16 protein-coding genes are annotated in these 17,550 nt (G+C 74.0%); 6 read left to right on the plus strand and 10 right to left on the minus strand.

The annotated features are described in order from the left end of the window. Positions 1 to 58: 58 nt before the first annotated feature. Together ACTYVM_RS17205 and ACTYVM_RS17210 are read left to right on the plus strand one after the other, a co-directional pair. A complete protein-coding gene (locus ACTYVM_RS17205) occupies positions 59 to 640 on the plus strand; it encodes an RNA polymerase sigma factor (RefSeq protein WP_400032629.1) in 582 nt (193 codons plus the stop codon). Beyond that, entirely contained in the window at positions 637 to 1,863 is a 1,227-nt protein-coding gene (locus ACTYVM_RS17210; protein ID WP_445526727.1) for a zf-HC2 domain-containing protein, read from the plus strand. The genes ACTYVM_RS17205 and ACTYVM_RS17210 overlap by 4 nt, the downstream gene beginning before the upstream one ends. 48 nt (positions 1,864 to 1,911) lie before the next feature. Here ACTYVM_RS17210 and purU read toward each other — a convergent pair whose 3' ends face one another. After that, positions 1,912 to 2,796, minus strand: coding sequence for a formyltetrahydrofolate deformylase (gene purU, locus ACTYVM_RS17215; RefSeq protein WP_445526728.1), 885 nt, complete (start codon positions 2,794 to 2,796; stop codon positions 1,912 to 1,914). A gap of 46 nt (positions 2,797 to 2,842) precedes the next feature. Further along, positions 2,843 to 3,343: an SCO4402 family protein gene (locus tag ACTYVM_RS17220; RefSeq protein WP_445526729.1), complete on the minus strand. Its 501-nt coding sequence runs from the start codon at positions 3,341 to 3,343 to the stop codon at positions 2,843 to 2,845. A 117-nt stretch (positions 3,344 to 3,460) separates the two neighbouring features. Between ACTYVM_RS17220 and ACTYVM_RS17225 the strand changes: the two genes are divergently transcribed. Further along, a complete protein-coding gene (locus ACTYVM_RS17225; RefSeq protein WP_445526730.1) occupies positions 3,461 to 4,771 on the plus strand; it encodes an ABC transporter substrate-binding protein in 1,311 nt (436 codons plus the stop codon). A 43-nt stretch (positions 4,772 to 4,814) separates the two neighbouring features. Here ACTYVM_RS17225 and ACTYVM_RS17230 read toward each other — a convergent pair whose 3' ends face one another. Both ACTYVM_RS17230 and ACTYVM_RS17235 read right to left on the minus strand, forming a co-directional pair. Further along, complete coding sequence (locus ACTYVM_RS17230) at positions 4,815 to 6,434, minus strand: hypothetical protein (RefSeq protein ID WP_445526731.1); 1,620 nt, start codon at positions 6,432 to 6,434, stop codon at positions 4,815 to 4,817. A 192-nt stretch (positions 6,435 to 6,626) separates the two neighbouring features. Beyond that, positions 6,627 to 8,012: an NsdA family TPR-like regulatory protein gene (locus ACTYVM_RS17235; protein WP_445526732.1), complete on the minus strand. Its 1,386-nt coding sequence runs from the start codon at positions 8,010 to 8,012 to the stop codon at positions 6,627 to 6,629. Positions 8,013 to 8,339: 327 nt separating this feature from the next. On the opposite strand from ACTYVM_RS17235, the gene ACTYVM_RS17240 reads away from it, so the two are divergent. From ACTYVM_RS17240 to ACTYVM_RS17250, 3 genes are all read left to right on the plus strand, one after another. Continuing rightward, positions 8,340 to 9,014, plus strand: a complete 675-nt coding sequence (locus ACTYVM_RS17240; protein ID WP_445526733.1) for a bifunctional DNA primase/polymerase — start codon at positions 8,340 to 8,342, stop codon at positions 9,012 to 9,014. A gap of 72 nt (positions 9,015 to 9,086) precedes the next feature. Then, the gene (locus ACTYVM_RS17245; RefSeq protein WP_400032645.1) at positions 9,087 to 9,884 is read left to right on the plus strand and encodes an ABC transporter ATP-binding protein; all 798 of its coding nucleotides are present in this window, start codon (positions 9,087 to 9,089) and stop codon (positions 9,882 to 9,884) included. Further along, positions 9,881 to 11,491, plus strand: coding sequence for a transporter (locus ACTYVM_RS17250; RefSeq protein WP_445526734.1), 1,611 nt, complete (start codon positions 9,881 to 9,883; stop codon positions 11,489 to 11,491). The genes ACTYVM_RS17245 and ACTYVM_RS17250 overlap by 4 nt, the downstream gene beginning before the upstream one ends. 13 nt (positions 11,492 to 11,504) lie before the next feature. Here the strand turns inward: ACTYVM_RS17250 and ACTYVM_RS17255 are convergent, their stop codons facing one another. From ACTYVM_RS17255 to pdxH, 6 genes are all read right to left on the minus strand, one after another. Continuing rightward, on the minus strand, positions 11,505 to 11,681 hold the full coding sequence (locus ACTYVM_RS17255) for a hypothetical protein (RefSeq protein ID WP_445526735.1): 177 nt from the start codon (positions 11,679 to 11,681) through the stop codon (positions 11,505 to 11,507). After that, positions 11,678 to 12,580, minus strand: a complete 903-nt coding sequence (locus tag ACTYVM_RS17260) for an alpha/beta fold hydrolase (RefSeq protein WP_445526736.1) — start codon at positions 12,578 to 12,580, stop codon at positions 11,678 to 11,680. Before ACTYVM_RS17260 ends, ACTYVM_RS17255 begins: the two co-directional genes overlap by 4 nt. Before the next feature lie 470 nt (positions 12,581 to 13,050). Next, positions 13,051 to 13,743, minus strand: coding sequence for an iron-dependent transcriptional repressor DtxR (locus ACTYVM_RS17265; protein ID WP_400032651.1), 693 nt, complete (start codon positions 13,741 to 13,743; stop codon positions 13,051 to 13,053). Between the two features lie 419 nt (positions 13,744 to 14,162). After that, on the minus strand, positions 14,163 to 15,590 hold the full coding sequence (locus tag ACTYVM_RS17270) for a PAS domain-containing protein (RefSeq protein WP_445526737.1): 1,428 nt from the start codon (positions 15,588 to 15,590) through the stop codon (positions 14,163 to 14,165). A 175-nt stretch (positions 15,591 to 15,765) separates the two neighbouring features. Then, a complete protein-coding gene (locus ACTYVM_RS17275; protein WP_445526738.1) occupies positions 15,766 to 16,521 on the minus strand; it encodes an SIS domain-containing protein in 756 nt (251 codons plus the stop codon). Between the two features lie 97 nt (positions 16,522 to 16,618). Further along, positions 16,619 to 17,296: a pyridoxamine 5'-phosphate oxidase gene (gene pdxH / locus ACTYVM_RS17280; protein WP_445526739.1), complete on the minus strand. Its 678-nt coding sequence runs from the start codon at positions 17,294 to 17,296 to the stop codon at positions 16,619 to 16,621. Between the last annotated feature and the right edge of the window lie 254 nt (positions 17,297 to 17,550).

The raw sequence follows: 17,550 nt of genomic DNA on the forward strand, positions 1-17,550 counted from the left end.
CGGACGAGGAACGGGCCGGGACGCAGGGCGCGGCACGGCCGGGCGCGGAGGGGGCCGCATGGCGAAGACGGACGCACCGCCCCACTGGGACCGCAGAATGCGGCAGCGGCTGGTACGCGGAGAGGCGGCCGCCCTCGGTGAGCTCTACGACCGTTTCGCCTCGCTCGTGCACGGCCTGGCCCACCGGGTCCTCGGCGACGAGCAGGCCGCCGACCACATCACCCGCGAGGTGTTCGCACAGGTCTGGGAGCACCCCGACGCCTACGACCCCCGGCAGGGCCCGCTGCGCGCCTGGGTGGCCGGGCTGGCCCACCGCCTCGCCGTGCGGCGGCTGCGCACCACCGAGAGCGCCGCGCTGGCCGGCGGCGGACCGGGCTCCGCCGAGGAACTGGAGCACAGGGTGTGCCGTGCCTCCGCCGCCGCCCGCGCCGACTACATCGTCCACTCCATGCCGGCCCCGCTGCGCGCTGCCCTGGAACTCGCCCATTTCCAGCGCCGCGACTACCGGCAGACCGCCGCCGACCTCGGCGTCACCGAGGACGAGGCCCGCCGCCGCCTGCGCCTGGGCCTCCAGCTCCTCTCCACCGCCCATACCGTGGACGCCCCCGACACGCCCTCCGGACACGGAGGCGCCGCATGACCCCGGACGCCGCCCCGGAGCCGGCGAAGACCGAGGAAACCCCGGAGACCGTAGAGACCGCGGAGATCACAGAGGCCGCAAAGACCCCGGAGGCGATGGATCAGAGCGGGCCCGCGCACTCTCTGCTGAAGTCGCTGCTCGGGGCCTGGGCGCTGGCCGCATGCTCGCCGGAGGAGACGGCTGCCGTTCAGGAGCATCTCGGCGGGTGCGGCGACTGCGCGCAGGAGGCGCTGGCGCTGCGGGAGGCGGTCGGTCTGCTGCACCGGCCCGACACCCTCGACCCGGCCCCGGGGCTGCGCACACAGGTCCTGGAGGGCTGTCTCGAGCGGCGGCCGCCGCGGATCCCGGTGCCCGACTGGGCCGCGCCCTACGACGCCGAGACGGCGCGCCTGGACGCGCTGCTCCAGGACATGGACGACCGCGAGTGGCACGCCCCGGTGCGGCTGCGGTGGTTCGAGGGCGAGGACGCCACCAGCCGGCGCACCACCGCCGCCGGGGTCATCGCGCATCTGATGAGCGTCGACGGACTGGTCGCGGTGGCCCTCGGCCTGGACGACCCGCTGGGCGACGCGACCGGCGCCGCCGACGGGCCCACCCCCGCGGCACGCACCGAGGCCTGCTGGCGGGCCGCGCACCGCCCGCCGACCCGTTCGGTGCGGGCGCCGTGGCGGGAGCAGACGCACGCCCTGGTGCGGACGGTCTCCTTCGCCGCGAACGGTGTGCGCAGGCCGCCGGTGCCGTACGGCGCCTTCGAACTGCCGCTGCCCGACGCGATGCTCGACCGCGCCTTCGAGTGCTGGGTGCACGCCGAGGACATCGCGGAGGCCGTGGACTACCCGTACGAGCCGCCGGCCCCGCGCCACCTGCACCGGATGATCGACCTCGCCGCCCGGATGCTGCCGGGTGTGCTGGCCGGACGGCGGCGGGCCGGACTGGCCTCACCCGCCCGCGCCCGGCGCCTGGTGACCGCGGGCGCCCCCGGGCGCAGTCTGCGGCTGGAGATCGAGGGACTGGGCGGCGGCCAGTGGCTGATCCCGCTCGACTCGCCCGCGGCGGTGGGCTCCGCGGACCACGAGGTGGCCCATGTGGCGCTGGACGGCGTGGAGTTCTGCCGGCTGGCGGCCGGACACGTGGCCCCTCGGGAGGCGGCGGCCGGCCATGTCGGCGACCGTGAGGCGATCCGGGACGTGCTGTGCGCGGCGGCGTCCCTCAGCCGCATGTGAGCCCGCCGACGGCGGCGACCGAGGACGGCCGCCCCCAGGGCCCGCGCGCTACGCGAAGACCACCGTCCGGCGCCCGTTCAGCAGGATCCGGCGCTCCGCGTGCCACTTGACCGCGCGCGCCAGCGCCTGGCACTCCACGTCCCGGCCGATCGCGACCAGCTGGTCCGGGGTGACGTCGTGGCCCACCCGCTCGACCTCCTGCTCGATGATCGGGCCCTCGTCGAGGTCGGCGGTCACATAGTGCGCCGTCGCGCCGATCAGCTTCACGCCCCGGGCGTGCGCCTGGTGGTACGGCTTGGCGCCCTTGAAGCTCGGCAGGAAGGAGTGGTGGATGTTGATGATCCGGCCGCTGAGCTGCTTGCACAGGTCGTCGGAGAGGACCTGCATGTAACGGGCGAGGACGACCAGTTCGACCTTCTCCTCGCGCACGATCTCGAGCAGCCGCTCCTCGGCCTCGGACTTGGTGTCCTTGGTCACCGGGATGTGACGGAAGGGGATGCCGTACGACCCCACCAGCTCGGCGAAGTCGGTGTGGTTGGACACCACCGCCGCGATCTCCACCGGCAGCGCGCCGATCCGGGCGCGGAAGAGCAGGTCGTTCAGGCAGTGCCCGAACCTGCTGACCATGAGCACGACGCGCATCTTCTCGTCGGCCCGGTGGATCTGCCAGTCCATCCCGAAGGAGTCGCCGATCGCCGCGAAACTGGCGCGCAGCTTGTCCACCGTCACCGGCGCCTCGGCCGAGAAGTGGACCCGCATGAAGAACAGTCCCGTGTCGTGGTCGCCGAACTGCTGGCTGTCCTCGATGTTGCAGCCCGTCATGAACAGGTAGCTGGACACCGCGTGCACGATGCCCTGCTTGTCCGGGCACGACAGGATGAGGATGTACTGGTCGGCCTGCGCCGCGGCGGCTCGGGAGGACTGCTCGCTCATGCGGGACAGCGTCTCACGTCCGGCCCCGCGCGTGGTTGCTCGTCCGCTACGCGGAACGGGTCAGGATCCTCAGCACCTCGAGGCTGCGGGGCGGCGCGTCCGGGTCCTCGCCGTCGCTCGCCGCCAGGCGCACGTGCGCGTCACGGGCCGCCCGCACCGCCTCCGGCCAGCCGTGGTGGTCGAGGTAGGCGGACACCGGCGCGTCGGGGCCGACCTGGTGCATGATGCGCAACACCCGTAGGACCGCGGTGTCGACGAGCGCCGCCTCCTGGGAGTCCCGGAAGATCGTGCCGACGTACTTCTCGGCGGACCAGTTGTCCAGCCAGGTGTCCTCGACCAGGCGGTAGACGGCGTCGGTCACGTCGCCGTACCCTTCGACGCCTGCGAGCCAGACGTCCCGCTGGAACACCGGGTCGGAGAGCATGTGCAGCGCGGAACGCACATTGCTGCGCCAGCGCCACCACGGCATGTCGTTGAGTGGCATGCCGCCCATGGTGGAGGAGCGACGGCCGCGACGGGAAGAGTTCTCCGAACCTTGCACGGTCATCGATCGTACGTTCCCCGCCCCAGGGGTCCCACCTGCCCCCGCAATTCACGTATACGTCACCACTCGTTGACCGAGAGTCATCAACAGGTTGGCGATGTGGCGGAATCGTGCGTGAGCATGACCGGCAGGCGAAGCTCCCGTGGCACATTCCTCTTCCCCCTCACTCGCCTCACCCGGTCCGCGAGAAGAGCCCTGCTGCCGGCGGGGGCTCTGCTGGCGTGTGCCTCGCTCGCCGCCGGCTGCGGAATCGTCCCCGGTGCCACGGGGGGCTCCGGGGGCGGTTCCGTGACCGTGATGACGTGGGCGCCTCAGAACACGCGGGCGACCAACAAGCCCGGCATGCCCGCGATGGCCCTCGCCTACGCCCGCTGGGTCAACTCCCACGGCGGCATCGCCGGCCGCAGGCTCAACGTGCTGACCTGCAACGAGGGCAACGAGAGCGTGGCCGCGGCGAAGTGCGCGCGGCGCGCCGTCAAGGAGAACGCGGTCGCCGTCGTGGGCTCCTACAGCCAGTACAGCGACTCCTTCTTCCCGCCCCTCGAGGGGGCCGGAATCCCGTTCATCGGCGGCTACGGCGTCACCACCACCGAGTTCACCCGCGCCCTGTCCTACCCCGTCAACGGCGGCCAGCCCGCCCTGCTGGCCGGTCTGGGCAAGGAGCTCGCCGAGCAGTGCGGCCCGGTCACCCTGATCCGGCCCGACACCATCGCGGGCGACGAGCTGCCCGGGCTGCTCGACGCGGGGCTGCGGGCCGGCGGACACGAACCGGCCGACGACCAGCGGGCCGCCGAGGACGCCACCGAATACTCCGACCAGGCCGATCTGGCGCTGCGGCAGGCGAGCGCCGACCCGGGCCGGCCGGGCTGCGTGATCCCCGCCCTCGGGGAGCGCACGAACATCTTCATGGACTCCTTCCGCCGCGCGCGCGACTCCTATCCCGAGGTGCGCACCGCCGCCGTGCTCGGCAGCGTCGACCAGACCGTGATCGACGCCAGTGGCGGGCGGTCCGGCCCGTACGAGGGGGCGCACCTCACCGGCTGGTACCCGGTGGCGAGCGACGCGCGCTGGGACGGGATGAAGAAGGTGATCAACGAGGCGGCCTTCGGCGACAACCGCATCGACCCCGAGGACGCCGGGGTGCAGACCACGTGGATCGCCTACACCGTGCTCCGGGCCGTCATCGAGCAGATCGGCGACGGGGAGGTGAGCGCCTCCACCGTGCGGCGCGCCCTCGACGGCGGGCTCGAGGTCCGCACCGGCGGGCTGACCCCGCCGCTGCGGTGGCGCCTGTCCGACCTGCTCGCCTCCACCGGCTTGGCCCGCCTCACCAACGCCGACGTGTCCCTTCAGACGGTGCGCCGGGGCCGGCTGGTGCCGGCCGCGAAGGGCTTCGTCAACGTGGCGAAGACGCTGGAGGAGGCCGACTGAGCCGGCCGGCTCCGGCGAGGGAGCCTGGTGCGGTGACCGGGCCTCACAGCTGGGTCGGCTGGCGCTGGGTGAGGCCGTACGTCTTCGCGATCGAGTTCCACAGCTGGGCGGCCCTGGCCTTCTGGCCGCTGGCGACGTTGCTCTCGCGGTCGCCCGCATGCCTCTCGCCGGTGGGACGGGCCTGGCCCCTCTTGCAGCCCTTCTTGCCGTGGGCCTGGTCGGCCCAGGCCGCGTAGTGCAGGTCCGCCGACTCCGAGGCCTTCCAGGCCTTGTCGAGGGCCGCCGTCAGCTCGGCGTGGGCGGGGAGCTGGTCGACGGACAGCTGTCCCAGGCGGTTGACCAAGCCCTTGCGCTGCTCGGCCGCGGCGCGCAGGTCGGAGGCCGCCTGGTCGAGGTTGGAGCAGTTCGTGACGTCGGCCACCGCCTTGATCACGGAGGCGCGGCTGCTGCCGCTGTCGGCCAGCAGCTTGTCCAGCTCGACCGCCTGCTCCCGGGCCGGGTCGGCGGCGGGCGAGGCGGAGGCGCCGTCGGTGGCGGGCGCGGTGGCCGCGACGTTGGTGTTCTTGTCGCCGCTGTCGCTGTCGCCGTCGCCGCCGCTGAGCAGTGCCCCGGCGCCGATGCCGAGGACGGCGATCCCGACGCCCACGGCCGCGATCACCGGCACCCGCGAGCCGGTGCGCCGGCCTCCGCGGCCGCCGCCGCCGTCGTACCCGGCGGGCGGGGTGGGCTCGGTCCTGGCGTGGAACTGGTCGGCCTGGCCCTGCGGGAGGTGGGGCAGCTGCTGGGTCGCCGGGCCCGCGCCGCCGGAGTCGTGGCGGAAGAGGTTGTCGAACTCGGCCGGCGTCTGCCGCCCGTCCGCCTGGGCGTCCACGGGCGCGATGAACTGCGTCGCCTCGGCGTCGGGGTGACCGGGTGCGGCGCCCTGGGGCATCCCGCCCGGGAACGGGGCCGGACCGCCGCCCGCCGCCGGCGGCATGGCTCCCGGCCCCACCGGCGGAATGTACTGCGTCGCCCCCTCGTCCATCGCCGCGCCTCCCATGGGCGGCAGGAACTGGGTGGCCCCTTCGTCCGCGGGCCCACCGGGGACCGGCGGGATGTACTGCGTCGCTCCCTCGTCGGCGCCCGGCATCACCTGCGCGGGGGCGCCGTGCCCGGCCGCGTACGGGTCCGCCCCGGGGGACGGCAGCCCGTGCGCGCCCGGCGGTATGGAGTGGCCGGGGGCACCGTAGGGGTCGGCACCGGCGGGCGGCAGCCCGTGCGCGGGGGCGCCGTAGGGGTCGGCGCCCGGCTGCTGGTACGGCGGGGCGCCGTGGGACGGGGCGTTCTCCGGGGGCAGGGGGCCCGCGCCAGGATGCCGGGGCGCCTGGCCCTGCGCGTCCCACTGGCCCTGCTGGTACGGCTCCGGAGAGCCCCACGCCTGCTGCCAGCCCTGATCCTGCTGCGGCTGCTGCTGCTGCAGGTCGGGGCCCCACGGCTGGCCCCAGGCCTGTCCGCCGGCCGGGGTCGCCCCCGGGGCCCGACCGGCCGGCTGCCCGGCACCCGGGTGGCCACCCGGTCCGCCGGGCATGCCCGGCAGCAGGGGCTCACCACCGTCGGAGGGCAGCACGATGCCTTCGTGCGCGGGCCGCGCCGAGGGCTCCTCGCCCTGTCCACTCTGCGTCACCGGGACTCCTACGAATGGGGGACCTTCGGAATCGTCGGCTCACGCTACCGGGTCCCCGGAGCCCCGTGCCACGCAGCACAGGGCCAGACCTCCTTCCCTGTGACGGCAGTAACAAAACCCACGCCCTGCACGCTGCTTTATGTCCCGGGTCTCACAACGGACATGAGCGGCCCGAGGAACCCGGAAACACGCTCACGCCGCCACCCGCGTCTGAAGCCGTGCCCCGAACTCCCGCACCACCGGCTCGTCCCGGAACGGCTCCAGGCGCTGCTGGAAGTCCTCCAGGTACTCCGCGCCCCGGTCGGAGCGCAGCGTGCGCAGCAGCTCGACCGCTTTCAGCGCGGTGCTGCAGGCCTGTTCGACCTCGCGCTGCTGCACCTGCGCGGTGGCGAGCAGCAGATGGCCGATGGCCCGCCGCCGCGCCCGCGACGCGGGGTGCCCGGCCAGCGACTCCCGGGCCGCCCGCGCCGCCGCCTCCGCCTGCCCCAGGTCCCGGTGGCAGTGCGCCAACTCGTCGGCGAGATAGGCCTCGTCGAAGTGCGCGATCCACGCCGGATCGTCCCCGGTGTGCGGCTGAGCGGCCTCCAGCGCGCTCACCGCCCGCCCGGCGGAGAGCTGGGCCGCCCGCGCGTCGCCCATGAGGGCGTGCCCGCGCGCCTCGGCCGCGTGGAACATCGCCTCCACGCGCGGTGTCACACGGCCGCGCGCGCCCTCCTGCGCCGCGCGCGCCAACTGCGCGATCTCCCGCGGGTTTCCGAGCTGTGCGGCGAGGTGGCTCATGGAGGCGGCCAGCACATAGCCGCCGTAGCCGCGGTCGCCGGCCGCCTGGGCGAGCCGGAGCGCCTGGATGTAGTACCGCTGGGCCAGGCCCGGTTGGCCGGTGTCGACGGCCATGTACCCGGCGAGTTCGGTGAGTCGGGCGACCTCGGCGAACAGGTCGCGGCCCACCGCCTCCCGGTAGGAGCCGGCGAGCAGCCCGGAGACGACGCTGTTGAGGTAGTGCACGACCACCGGGCGCACATGCCCGCTGCCGTGGCTGTGGTCCAGGTCGACCAGCGCCTGCGTCATGGCCCGTACGGCGGCGACGTCGGACTGACCCACCCGCGACCCGGCCGCCCGCGCCACCTGCGGATCCGGCGCGGAGATCAGCCAGTCACGGCTCGGCTCGACCAGCGCGGAGGCGGCGACGGCGGAGCCGGACAGGAAGTCCCGGCGGCCCACGTCGCTGCGCCACAGCTCGCAGACCTGCTCGATGGCCCCGAGCACCGTCGGCGAGAACTGAAGGCCCACGCCGGAGGCGAGGTTCTTGCCGTTGGCCATGCCGATCTCGTCGATCGTGACCGTACGGCCGAGCTTGCGGCCGATCGCCTCGGCGATGATCGCCGGGGCCCGGCCGCGCGGCTGCTGTCCACGCAGCCAGCGCGCCACGGACGTCTTGTCGTAGCGCAGGTCGAGGCCGTGCTCGGCGCCGCACATGTTGACCCGGCGGGCCAGCCCGGCGTTCGAGCAGCCCGCTTCCTGGATGAGCGCCTGCAACCGTTCGTTCGGCTGCCGCGCGACGAGAGGCCTGGCGGCCATGGCGTTAACCCCCTGAGGCTGCGGTGCCTGCCCACGCACCGGGTTGACGGCTCTTGCGCGGCCGGACGCGATCCGCGCCCCGGCGGAAACTCCGGCCGTGGAGATCGATGCCCCGTGGGCATACCGACAATGCGGGACATGTGAGGATTGCCGGGGTGAAGGTGGGTGCCGCCCCCCACGGATCTACCCGGTGTCCGGCGGCGATCCTCCCGCGCGCCCCCGCCCGTGCACCCGTGCGCCCCGGGCACCGAGGGGGTGCTCCACCCCGGCGCGTCCACCCACGCGACCCGCCCGTAACTCCAGGTGGGCGCGGCAGTTGAGTGGGGCGTGAAAGAGACGATCGCGGGCGCGCAGGCCGCACAGAGCGCCGACCGGGTGGCCGGTCACGTTCCCCAGCAGCGCGGGGAGTCGCTGCTGGACACAGCCGTTCGCTACACCGAGGAACGCCACTGGGACGTGTTCCCCGGCACCTGGCTGGTGGCGGTCGGCGGGATGCAGCGCTGCTCCTGCGCGGACCCCGGGTGCGCCGCGCCCGGCGCGCACCCGGCGCGCGGGGACTGGGCGTCCCTGGCGACCGGCAGCGCGAGCACGGTGCGCCGGATGTGGCAGCACCGGCCGACGGCGTCGATCCTGCTGCCCACGGGCCGTACGTTCGACGCGGTCTCCGTGCCGGAGACGGCCGGGTTCCTCGCGCTGGCCCGGCTGGAGCGGATGCGGTCGGCACTGGGGCCGGTGATCCTGACCCCCGGGCGGCGGATGCAGTTCTTCGTGCTGCCGGGCACGTCCGTGAAACTGCCGTACCTGGTACGGAAGCTGGGCTGGTCGCCGGCCTCCCTCGACCTGGTCGCCCTCGGCGAGGGGGCGTACGTGGCGGCGCCGCCCACACGGTGCGGGTCCCGGGCCGTGCAGTGGGCCTGCCGGCCGACGCCGGCCAACCGGTGGCTGCCGGACGTCGAGGAGCTGGTCCCGCCGCTGGCGTACGCGTGCGGAAGGGACCGGTAGGCCACCCGCGCAGGGCGGAACCCCGGATCAGCTCGGTCCCGCGCCCCTCGGGCGGGGAGCCCCGTAGGGTTCATGCCGACGGAGGGAGCAGTCGTAGTGGGTACAAACGCCGTACGCGTGCAAGGGCTCTGGAAGCGGTTCGGGGAGCAGGTCGCCGTCGCGGGGATCGATCTCGAGCTGCCCGCGGGGAAGTTCATCGGTCTGGTCGGGCCGAACGGGGCCGGGAAGACCACCACGCTCTCCATGGTGACCGGGCTGCTGCGGCCCGACCAGGGCACCGTGGAGGTCGTCGGGCACGACGTGTGGCGGGACCCGGTGGCGGTGAAGGCGCGGATCGGCGTGCTGCCCGAGGGGCTGCGGCTCTTCGAGCGGCTGTCGGGCCGGGAACTGCTGTCGTACTCCGGGCGGTTGCGCGGGCTGCCCGGTGACGAGGTGGACCGGCGGGCCACGCAGCTGTTGGACGTGCTGGACCTCGCCGGCGCCCAGCACAAGCTCGTCGTCGACTACTCGACCGGCATGCGCAAGAAGATAGGACTCGCCTCCGCGCTCCTGCACAACCCGGAGGTCCTCTTCCTCGACGAGCCCTTCGAAGGCGTCGACCCGGTGTCCGCGCAGACCATCCGGGGTGTCCTGGAGCGGTACACCGCCTCCGGCGCCACCGTCGTCTTCTCCTCGCACGTCATGGAACTGGTCGAGTCCCTGTGCGACTGGGTGGCCGTGATGGCCGCCGGCCGCATCCGCGCCCAGGGCACGCTCGCCGAGGTGCGCGGCGAGGCTCCCACCCTTCAGCAGGCGTTCCTCGAACTCGTCGGCGCGCAGGGCCGGGACGCCGGATCCCACCTTGACTGGCTGGGCGGCGGTTCCCGATGAGCACCGGCACCGGGGCCCCTTCGGTCACGCCCGTCGTCGTACGGCTGAAGCTCTCGCTGCTGCGCAACGGGCTCAGGCAGTCCGGCGGGCGGCGTGCCGCGTTCATCGCGTCGGCCGTCGTCGCGCTGCTGTTCGCCGCGCTCCAGATGACCGCGCTGATCGCGCTGCGCGGCCACGCGCACATCGACGCCGTGGCCGTGCTGGGCGTGGCCGTGCTGGCGCTGGGCTGGGCCGTGATGCCGCTGTTCTTCCCCAGCGGCGACGAGACCCTCGACCCGACCCGGCTGGTGATGCTGCCGCTGCGGCCGCGACCGCTGGTCGGCGCCCTGCTGGCGGCGTCCCTGGTGGGCATCGGACCGCTGTTCACGGTGCTGCTGCTGGTGGGCTGTGTGATCTCGGTGGCGCAGGGGGCGGCGGCGTCCGTCGTCGCGGTCCTCGCCCTCGCGCTCACGCTGCTGGTGTGCGTGGCCCTCGCGCGGGCCGTGGCCGCCGCCAACGTCCGGCTGCTGACCAGCCGCAAGGGACGGGACCTGGCGGTGCTCAGCGGGCTGGTCATCGCGATCGGGGCGCAGGTCGTCAACTTCGGCATGCAGCGCCTGGGGACGGCGGGCCTGGGCCAGCTCGACCCGGTCGCGGACGTGCTGCGGTGGCTGCCGCCCGCGTCGGCGGTGGGCGCGGTGGACTCGGTGAGCAGGGGCTCCTACGGCGTGGCGACGGCCCAGCTCGCGCTGACCGCGGCCGCCCTGGCCGCCCTGCTGGTGGTGTGGTCGCGCAGCCTGACCCGGCTGATGACCTCGCCCGACTCCTCGACGCTCCAGTCCGCCGACGCTCCCGCGCGCGAGCGGGCCCGCGAGGGCGGCGGCCTGGCGCGGTGGCTGCCGGCCGGCCGCACCGGCACCGTCATGGAGCGCAGCCTGCGCTACGTCTGGCGCGACCCGAAGACCAAGGCGGCCTGGGTGACCTCGCTCGCCATCGGACTGATCGTCCCGGTGTTCAACGCGGTCCGGGACAACGGGACGCCGTACTTCGCCTGCTTCGCCGCGGGCATGCTCGGCATCCAGATGTACAATCAGTTCGGCCAGGACACCTCGGCGTTCTGGCTGGTCGCGCTGACGATCTCGGCCCCGCGGGACGCCTACGTCGAGCTGCGCGCGCGGGCGCTGGCCCTGCTGCTGATCACCCTGCCGTACGCCACCCTGGTCACGGTGCTGACGGCGGGCCTGCTCGGCGAGTGGCGCCGGCTGCCGGAGGTGCTCGGCCTGTCCTTCGCCCTGCTCGGCGCGTTGCTGGGGACCGGGGCGTGGACGTCGGCCCGCTTCCCGTACTCCATCCCGCAGGAGGGCCACAAGAACGTGGCCGCCGGTCAGGCCGGTCTCGCCTTCGCCTCCATCTTCGGCGGCATGGTCGCGGCGGCCCTGCTGTGCTCGCCGTTCATCGCCCTCCTCATCTGGTCGAACGTCAGCGCCTCCGGCGGCAGCTGGAGCTGGCTGCTGCTGCCGGTGGGCGCGACGTACGGGGCGGCGCTCATCCTGCTGGGCCTGCGTCTGGCGGCGCCACGCACGGCGGCCCGGCTGCCGGAGATCCTGACGGCGGTGAGCAAGGGCTGAGGCGGGGGCCCGGTCAGCGCAGGCGCGTGGTGACCACGTGGACGCCGAAGCCACACGGAACCCGCCCGTCCGGCGAGCGCCCGGCGCGGAAGGCGTCCGCGGTGACCGCCGGGCGCTCGGCGTGGAAGGCCTTCAGGAATGCCTCCTGGACGGCCGTCGGCACGGTGGGGGACGTGGCGGTGGGGCTCATCCGGTGAGCACCGCCTCCAGGAAGGGTTCGATGGCCATCCGCCAGGCCTCCGGCTGGTCGTAGTGGACGAGGTGACCGGCGTCGGCCACCTCCGCGTACTCTCCGCGCGGCAGGACGCGGACCATCTCCTGGGCCTCGGCCCGGCCGAGTTCGCCGTCCAGGCCGCGGAGCACGAGGGCCGGGCAGCGGACCTGGGCCAGCTCCTCCCAGTGGGCGTCGTACACCCAGGCCTCGCGGGAGGCCAGCATCTGCCGCGGATCGAAGACGGGACGCCAGCCGTCCGCGCTCTCGTGCATGACCTCGGCGTAGAACTCGCCGCGTGCCGGGTTGGGGCGCTCCACCCAGGGGTCGTCCTCGCCGAACCACTTCCGTACGTCGGCGAGGGCGGCGAAGGGAACCGGCCAGGCCCGGAACCAGTCCTCCCACTCCCGCTGGGAGGCGGCGCCGAGCGCGGAGGCCCGCATGTCGCAGATGACGACGGCGCGCACCAGGTCGGGGCGGCGGGCGGCCAGCTGCCAGGCGGTCAGCGCGCCCATCGCGTGCCCGATGACGACGGCCGGGCCGAGGCCGAGCTGTTCGAGGGCGGCCTCGGCGTCCTCCACGTAGGCCTCACGGGTGTAGACGGCCTGCGGCGACTTCTCGCTCTGGCCGTGCCCGCGCTGGTCGAGGGCGACGGCGCGGTGCCGCCCGGAGAGCCAGCGGGCGGTGGTGGCCCAGTGCGAGGCACGGCCCATGAGTCCGTGCAGTAACAGCACGCCGTCGGTCCGCCCGGGTCCCGCGTCGGACCGCTCCGGCGTCCGCTCCCTCACCTGCCCCGGCACGGCCTTCGGGGGCTCGGCGAACTCCCAGGCGGCGAGCCGTACACCGCCCGACCCGGTCACGTCGATGCGCCGCACCATTGGTCCTGGCACCCCCCTGGAACCGTGTTCCGCTTCTGTAGGCCGTCGTGCACATTCCTGTAGCGCGGGCCGCGGGCCCTCCCACGCGGGCACTCAGATTATCGAATACCTATTCGAAAATTCGGGCACCGCCGCCAACACCCCTCGTTCGAGTGACGCCTGGCCAGGATTGATCGCCGCCCCCCTGGGGAGATCTTCAACGGGAGGCGGACCACTCGGGGAAAAGGGGTCCGCGGGGGACGACCCTGAGAGCTCGGGGCTCCGGGTCGCTGAAGGGGAGGCAGGGCCCCGGCGCCGCACGGCGCCGGGGCCTTCCCCACATCTGCGGCACATCTCCCCCACCCCTCCTTCACACCCCACGCCTTTCGCGACAGCCTCGCACGCCCGGCGGCCGCGCGCTGCGCTTCGACGCGCTGAGCCACGGACGGGGGATCACGGCGAGCCGGACCGGCGGCCCGGCGGCGGCCCGCTCAGCGCTTGGCGACGAAGACGTGAGAGGCGATCTCCGTGTCCAGCTCCGCCGCCTCGCCGCCGCTGCCGACCAGCACCCCGCCCGCCGACTCCGTCACGCTGACCACCGAGCCGGGCTGCACGCCCGCGCGGCGCAGCGTGTACATCAGCTGCGCGTCCGTCTGGATCGGCTCGCCGATCCGGCGGACGACCACCGTCTTGCCGTCGGCCCCCGGGTCGAGGTCGGACAGCGACACCATCCCCTCGTCCAGGAAGGGGTCGGCGCCGTCCTTCTCGCCCAGCTCCTCCAGGCCCGGGATCGGGTTGCCGTAGGGCGACTCGGTCGGGTGCCGCAGCAGTTCCAGCACCCTGCGCTCCACGGCCTCGCTCATCACGTGCTCCCAGCGGCAGGCCTCGGCGTGCACCTGCTCCCACTCCAGGCCGATCACGTCGACCAGCAGGCACTCGGCGAGCCGGTGCTTGCGCATCACGCGCGTGGCCAGCCGGCGGCCCTCGTCCGTGAGCTCCAGATGCCGGTCCGGGGCCACCGAGACCAGGCCGTCGCGCTCCATCCGCGCGACCGTCTGGCTCACCGTCGGCCCGCTCTGGTCCAGTCGCTCCGCGATCCGGGCGCGCATGGGGACGACGCCTTCCTCCTCCAGCTCGAGGATGGTGCGGAGATACATCTCCGTGGTGTCGATCAGTCCGGACATACGTGCCCCTCGATTACCTCGGCCGGAAGCCCGGCGGCTCCCCGGCGCGTGCGCTGGCCCTGGAGTCAATTCTGACGCATCCCACTGACAACCGGGCAGGCCTCGCGAAACGCAGACGACCCGCGAGCTGGGTCCCTCCGCCTCGGCGGAGGAGCCGGCCGGACGTACCGGCAGCTCGCGGGTCGGGTGACTGCTTGGAATGGGGCCGGCCGCACGTGTCCTCACGCGCCGGTCCGGCACCGCACAGGGTGGGGTGACGGGCCGCTAGCCCGCAGCCACCTCACGCGTCCGGGTCTCACTCATCTACCGGATCACCTCCCTTCGTGTGTGCACAACACCCTAGGAAACGGACCGGCGATACTCAACAGGTTTTTTTCACGCCGGCCGGTGCGCCGGCGCGGCAAGGCACTCTCGTGCGGTCAGGCGCGGGCGTCCTTCGCCAGGAGGGCGAGGTCCAGGACCGCCGCGATGCGTGCGGCCACGTCCTCGGCGTAGGCCGCGTCGGCACGCTCGAAGGGGGCTCGGCCGGAGCCGCGCAGGAAGGTCACGACGCCGAGGGTGCGTCCACGGCTGCGCAGCACCGCGCACAGGGCGTGCACGGTGTCCGACGGCCACTGCCGGGCCTCGGCCCACTCACGCGCCCGGTCGGCCGGTACGGACCCGACGGAGGCCCGCACGGAGCCGACCCGCTCGACGCACTGGAGGGCGGGGTGTCCCGTTCCGTAGCGGACGGGCAGCCCGGCCTGCCCGGTGAGCAGGCTGGGCCCGGGGCCGCCGGAGGGGGTGGCCGCGACGCGGACCAGCCGGACCGGGGCCGCCGTCTCGGAGTCGGCCGGGGCCACGCCCGCCACCCGGTCGATCAGGGCGTGGTCGGCGAAGCCGGCGAGGGCGAAGTCGAGGTGGACGGTGGCGGCCTCGGCCGGGTCCTCGCACTCGGCGGCGGCACGGGCGGCCCGGTGCAGCTGGTTGCCGCGGAACCGCAGCAGCGCGGCCTCCTGCTCGCCCTGCTTGGCCTCGGTGACGTCGGCGAAGAGCCAGGCGACGCCGAGCGGTACCGGTTCCTCGGCGAGCGGTGAGGCGAGCCGGACGAACCCGCTGCGCCAGCAGCGCCGCCGGTCGCCCTCCGCGGTGCGTACGCCCACCCAGAGCTCCGCGGGGGCGGGCGGGGCGCCCTCGGCCAGCACGTGGGTGAGCGCGCTCTCCAGTTCCTCCGCGCCCTGGGCGAGCAGTTCGCCGAGCGGCCGGCCCAGGGCCGCCGTGCGGCCGATGCCGAGGGCCTGGGCCGCGTAGGGGTTGACGACGGCGGGCCGCAGGTCGGCGTCGACGAGGACGACTCCCCAGAAGGCGTCCTCGAACAGGGCCTCGCTGAGCGCGATGGACCGCTCCAGGTCGATCTGCGCGTGCACCTCGCTGAAGGCGCAGTACAGGCCGGCGGGCTTGCCGTCGGGCCCGTGCACGACCGCGGACTGGGTCCGCACCAGGACGCGGCCGCCGTCCTTGGTGAGCAGCGCGAACTCGTGCACCTGGCGTCCGGGGGCGTGCATGGCGGACATCAGCCGCCCCTCGACCTCCTCGGCGTCCGCGCTGCGCACGGCCCAGCCGGCGAAGCCGTGCCGTCCGACGGCCTCGGCGGCGGTCCAGCCCAGGATGCGCTCGGCCTCACGGTTCCAGTGCGTGACGACCCCGTCGGCGTCGAAGGCGCACAGGGCCGCGTCCATCCCGTCGAGGAGGGCGGCCAGCAGGTCGGAGCCGTCGTGGGCGTCGGGCCCCTGCGAGCCGTCCCGCTCGGGCTCGGGCTCGTCCGGCCCCAGCTCGTCGGTGGCCCCTCTACGCCGGGAAGCACTCACCTGGACCCCCTGCAGGCTGCGTCCGCACGTACGGCGCGTCGTTTCGCTCACTGCCCATCATTCAACTGGAACGTGACCCAGCACACACCGGGTTCCCAGAACATGGAAGGAATTGCCGTCCGGGGAAATTCCCGTGCGCGGGGACCGACGCCGTGCGCGAGCGCGTGCGGTCCGGTCAGTGCCGGTAGAAGATCCGGTCGGCGTACCGGTCGAAGACCTGGGCGTTCCACTCGTGGCCGCCGTCGACGTTGCCGGAACGCAGCAGCGGCGGTTCGATGCCGCGGTCGGCGAGGACGCCGGCGGTGGTGGCCATGACCGCCTGGAGGAGGGCGGAGGTGACGACGGTGGAGGCGGGCGCGAAGGGGGCCGCGACGGTGTCGAGGGTGAGTTCGGCGTCCCCGACCGCGATCTTGGAGTCGAGGACGATGTCGCAGTGGTCCTTCAGGAACGTCCCCGAGGCGTTCCGGGAGGTGGTCTCGGTCGCGTAGGCCACCGAGGTCACGCCGACGACCCGCACGCCGAGGGCGCGGGCACGCATGGCCATCTCCACCGGCAGGGCGTTGCGCCCGGACAGCGAGACGACGACCAGGGCGTCGCCGGAGCGGAGGGGGGAGCTGTCCAGGACCGCGGTGGCGAGGCCGTCGACGCGTTCCAGGGCGGAGCCGAGGGTGGCGGGCACGACGTCGACGCCGACGGTGCCGGGAACGGCGAGCAGGTTCATCAGGGCCAGCCCGCCGGCGCGGTAGACGAGGTCCTGGGCGGCGAGGGAGGAGTGGCCGGCACCGAAGGCGAACAGGCGGCCGCCGGCGGCCACGGTGTCGGCGAGCAGCGTCCCGGCCGCGGCGATCTGCTCGGCCTCCTCGTCCCGGACCCGCTGGAGCAGGCCGATGGCGGCGTCGAGGAACTGCCCGGCCGGCGTGCGGTCGCTCATGCGTGGTCCGTCCCTTCGGGGGCGACTGTGTGTCGCGGATCACGGTGAGGTCTGGACCAGAGCCGTGTCAATACGGCATCCACGCCCCGGGGTCGCCTCAGGGGCTCAGCCGCTCCACGCGCCAGCCGCCGTCCGGCTCGGCGACGTACCGCAGGCGGTCGTGCAGGCGGTTCTCGCGGCCCTGCCAGAACTCCACCGACCGCGGGGCGACCCGGAAGCCGCCCCAGTGCGGCGGGACGGGCACCTGCTCGCCCTCGGGGTAGCGGGCGGCCAGGTCGGCGTAGGAGGCGTCGAGCTCCGCGCGGCCGGCGACCACCGTGGACTGGGCGCTGGCCCAGGCGCCGAGCTGGGAACCGTGCGGGCGGGTGCGGAAGTAGGCGGCGGTCTCGTCGCGGCCGGTGCGGCGGGCCACGCCCTGGACGATGACCTGGCGGGCCATGGGGTGCCAGGGGAAGAGCAGGGAGACGTACGGGTTCCCGGCCAGGTCGCGGCCCTTGCGGGAGTCGTAGTTGGTGTAGAAGACGAAGCCCTGCTCGTCGAAGGACTTGAGCAGCACCGTGCGGGAGCTGGGCCGGCCGTCGGCGTCCGCGGTGGAGACGACCATGGCGTTGGGCTCGAACAGCCGGCCCTCGGTCGCGGCCTGCTGGAACCAGCGCGCGAACTGGGCGACGGGGGTGGCGGCCAGGTCGGCCTCGGCCAGCCCCTCGGCCCGGTAGTGCATGCGCATGGAGGCGAGGTCGAAGGGGGCGGTCTCCCCGGCTTCTCGGTCGGTCACGCGATCATCTTGCCGTATCCGCCGGGCGCTCCCGCGGGGCACCCACGCCCTTCGCCACGAACCCCGGGTGGCACTGAGTGCCGCCTCCACTCCCTTTTTGTGGCACTCGGGGTTATGGTGCTGCTGTCGTTCCGGTTGGGCGGCAGCCGGTCGCACGGGGCATCACAGGGATGCCCGCAAGGATGCCCGCCAAGGACCGCGAGTCACGGGACGCGACCGTGGATCCGCCGGTGGACGGCCCACCACCCGACGTC

This window comes from Streptomyces cyslabdanicus, from assembly GCF_052663305.1.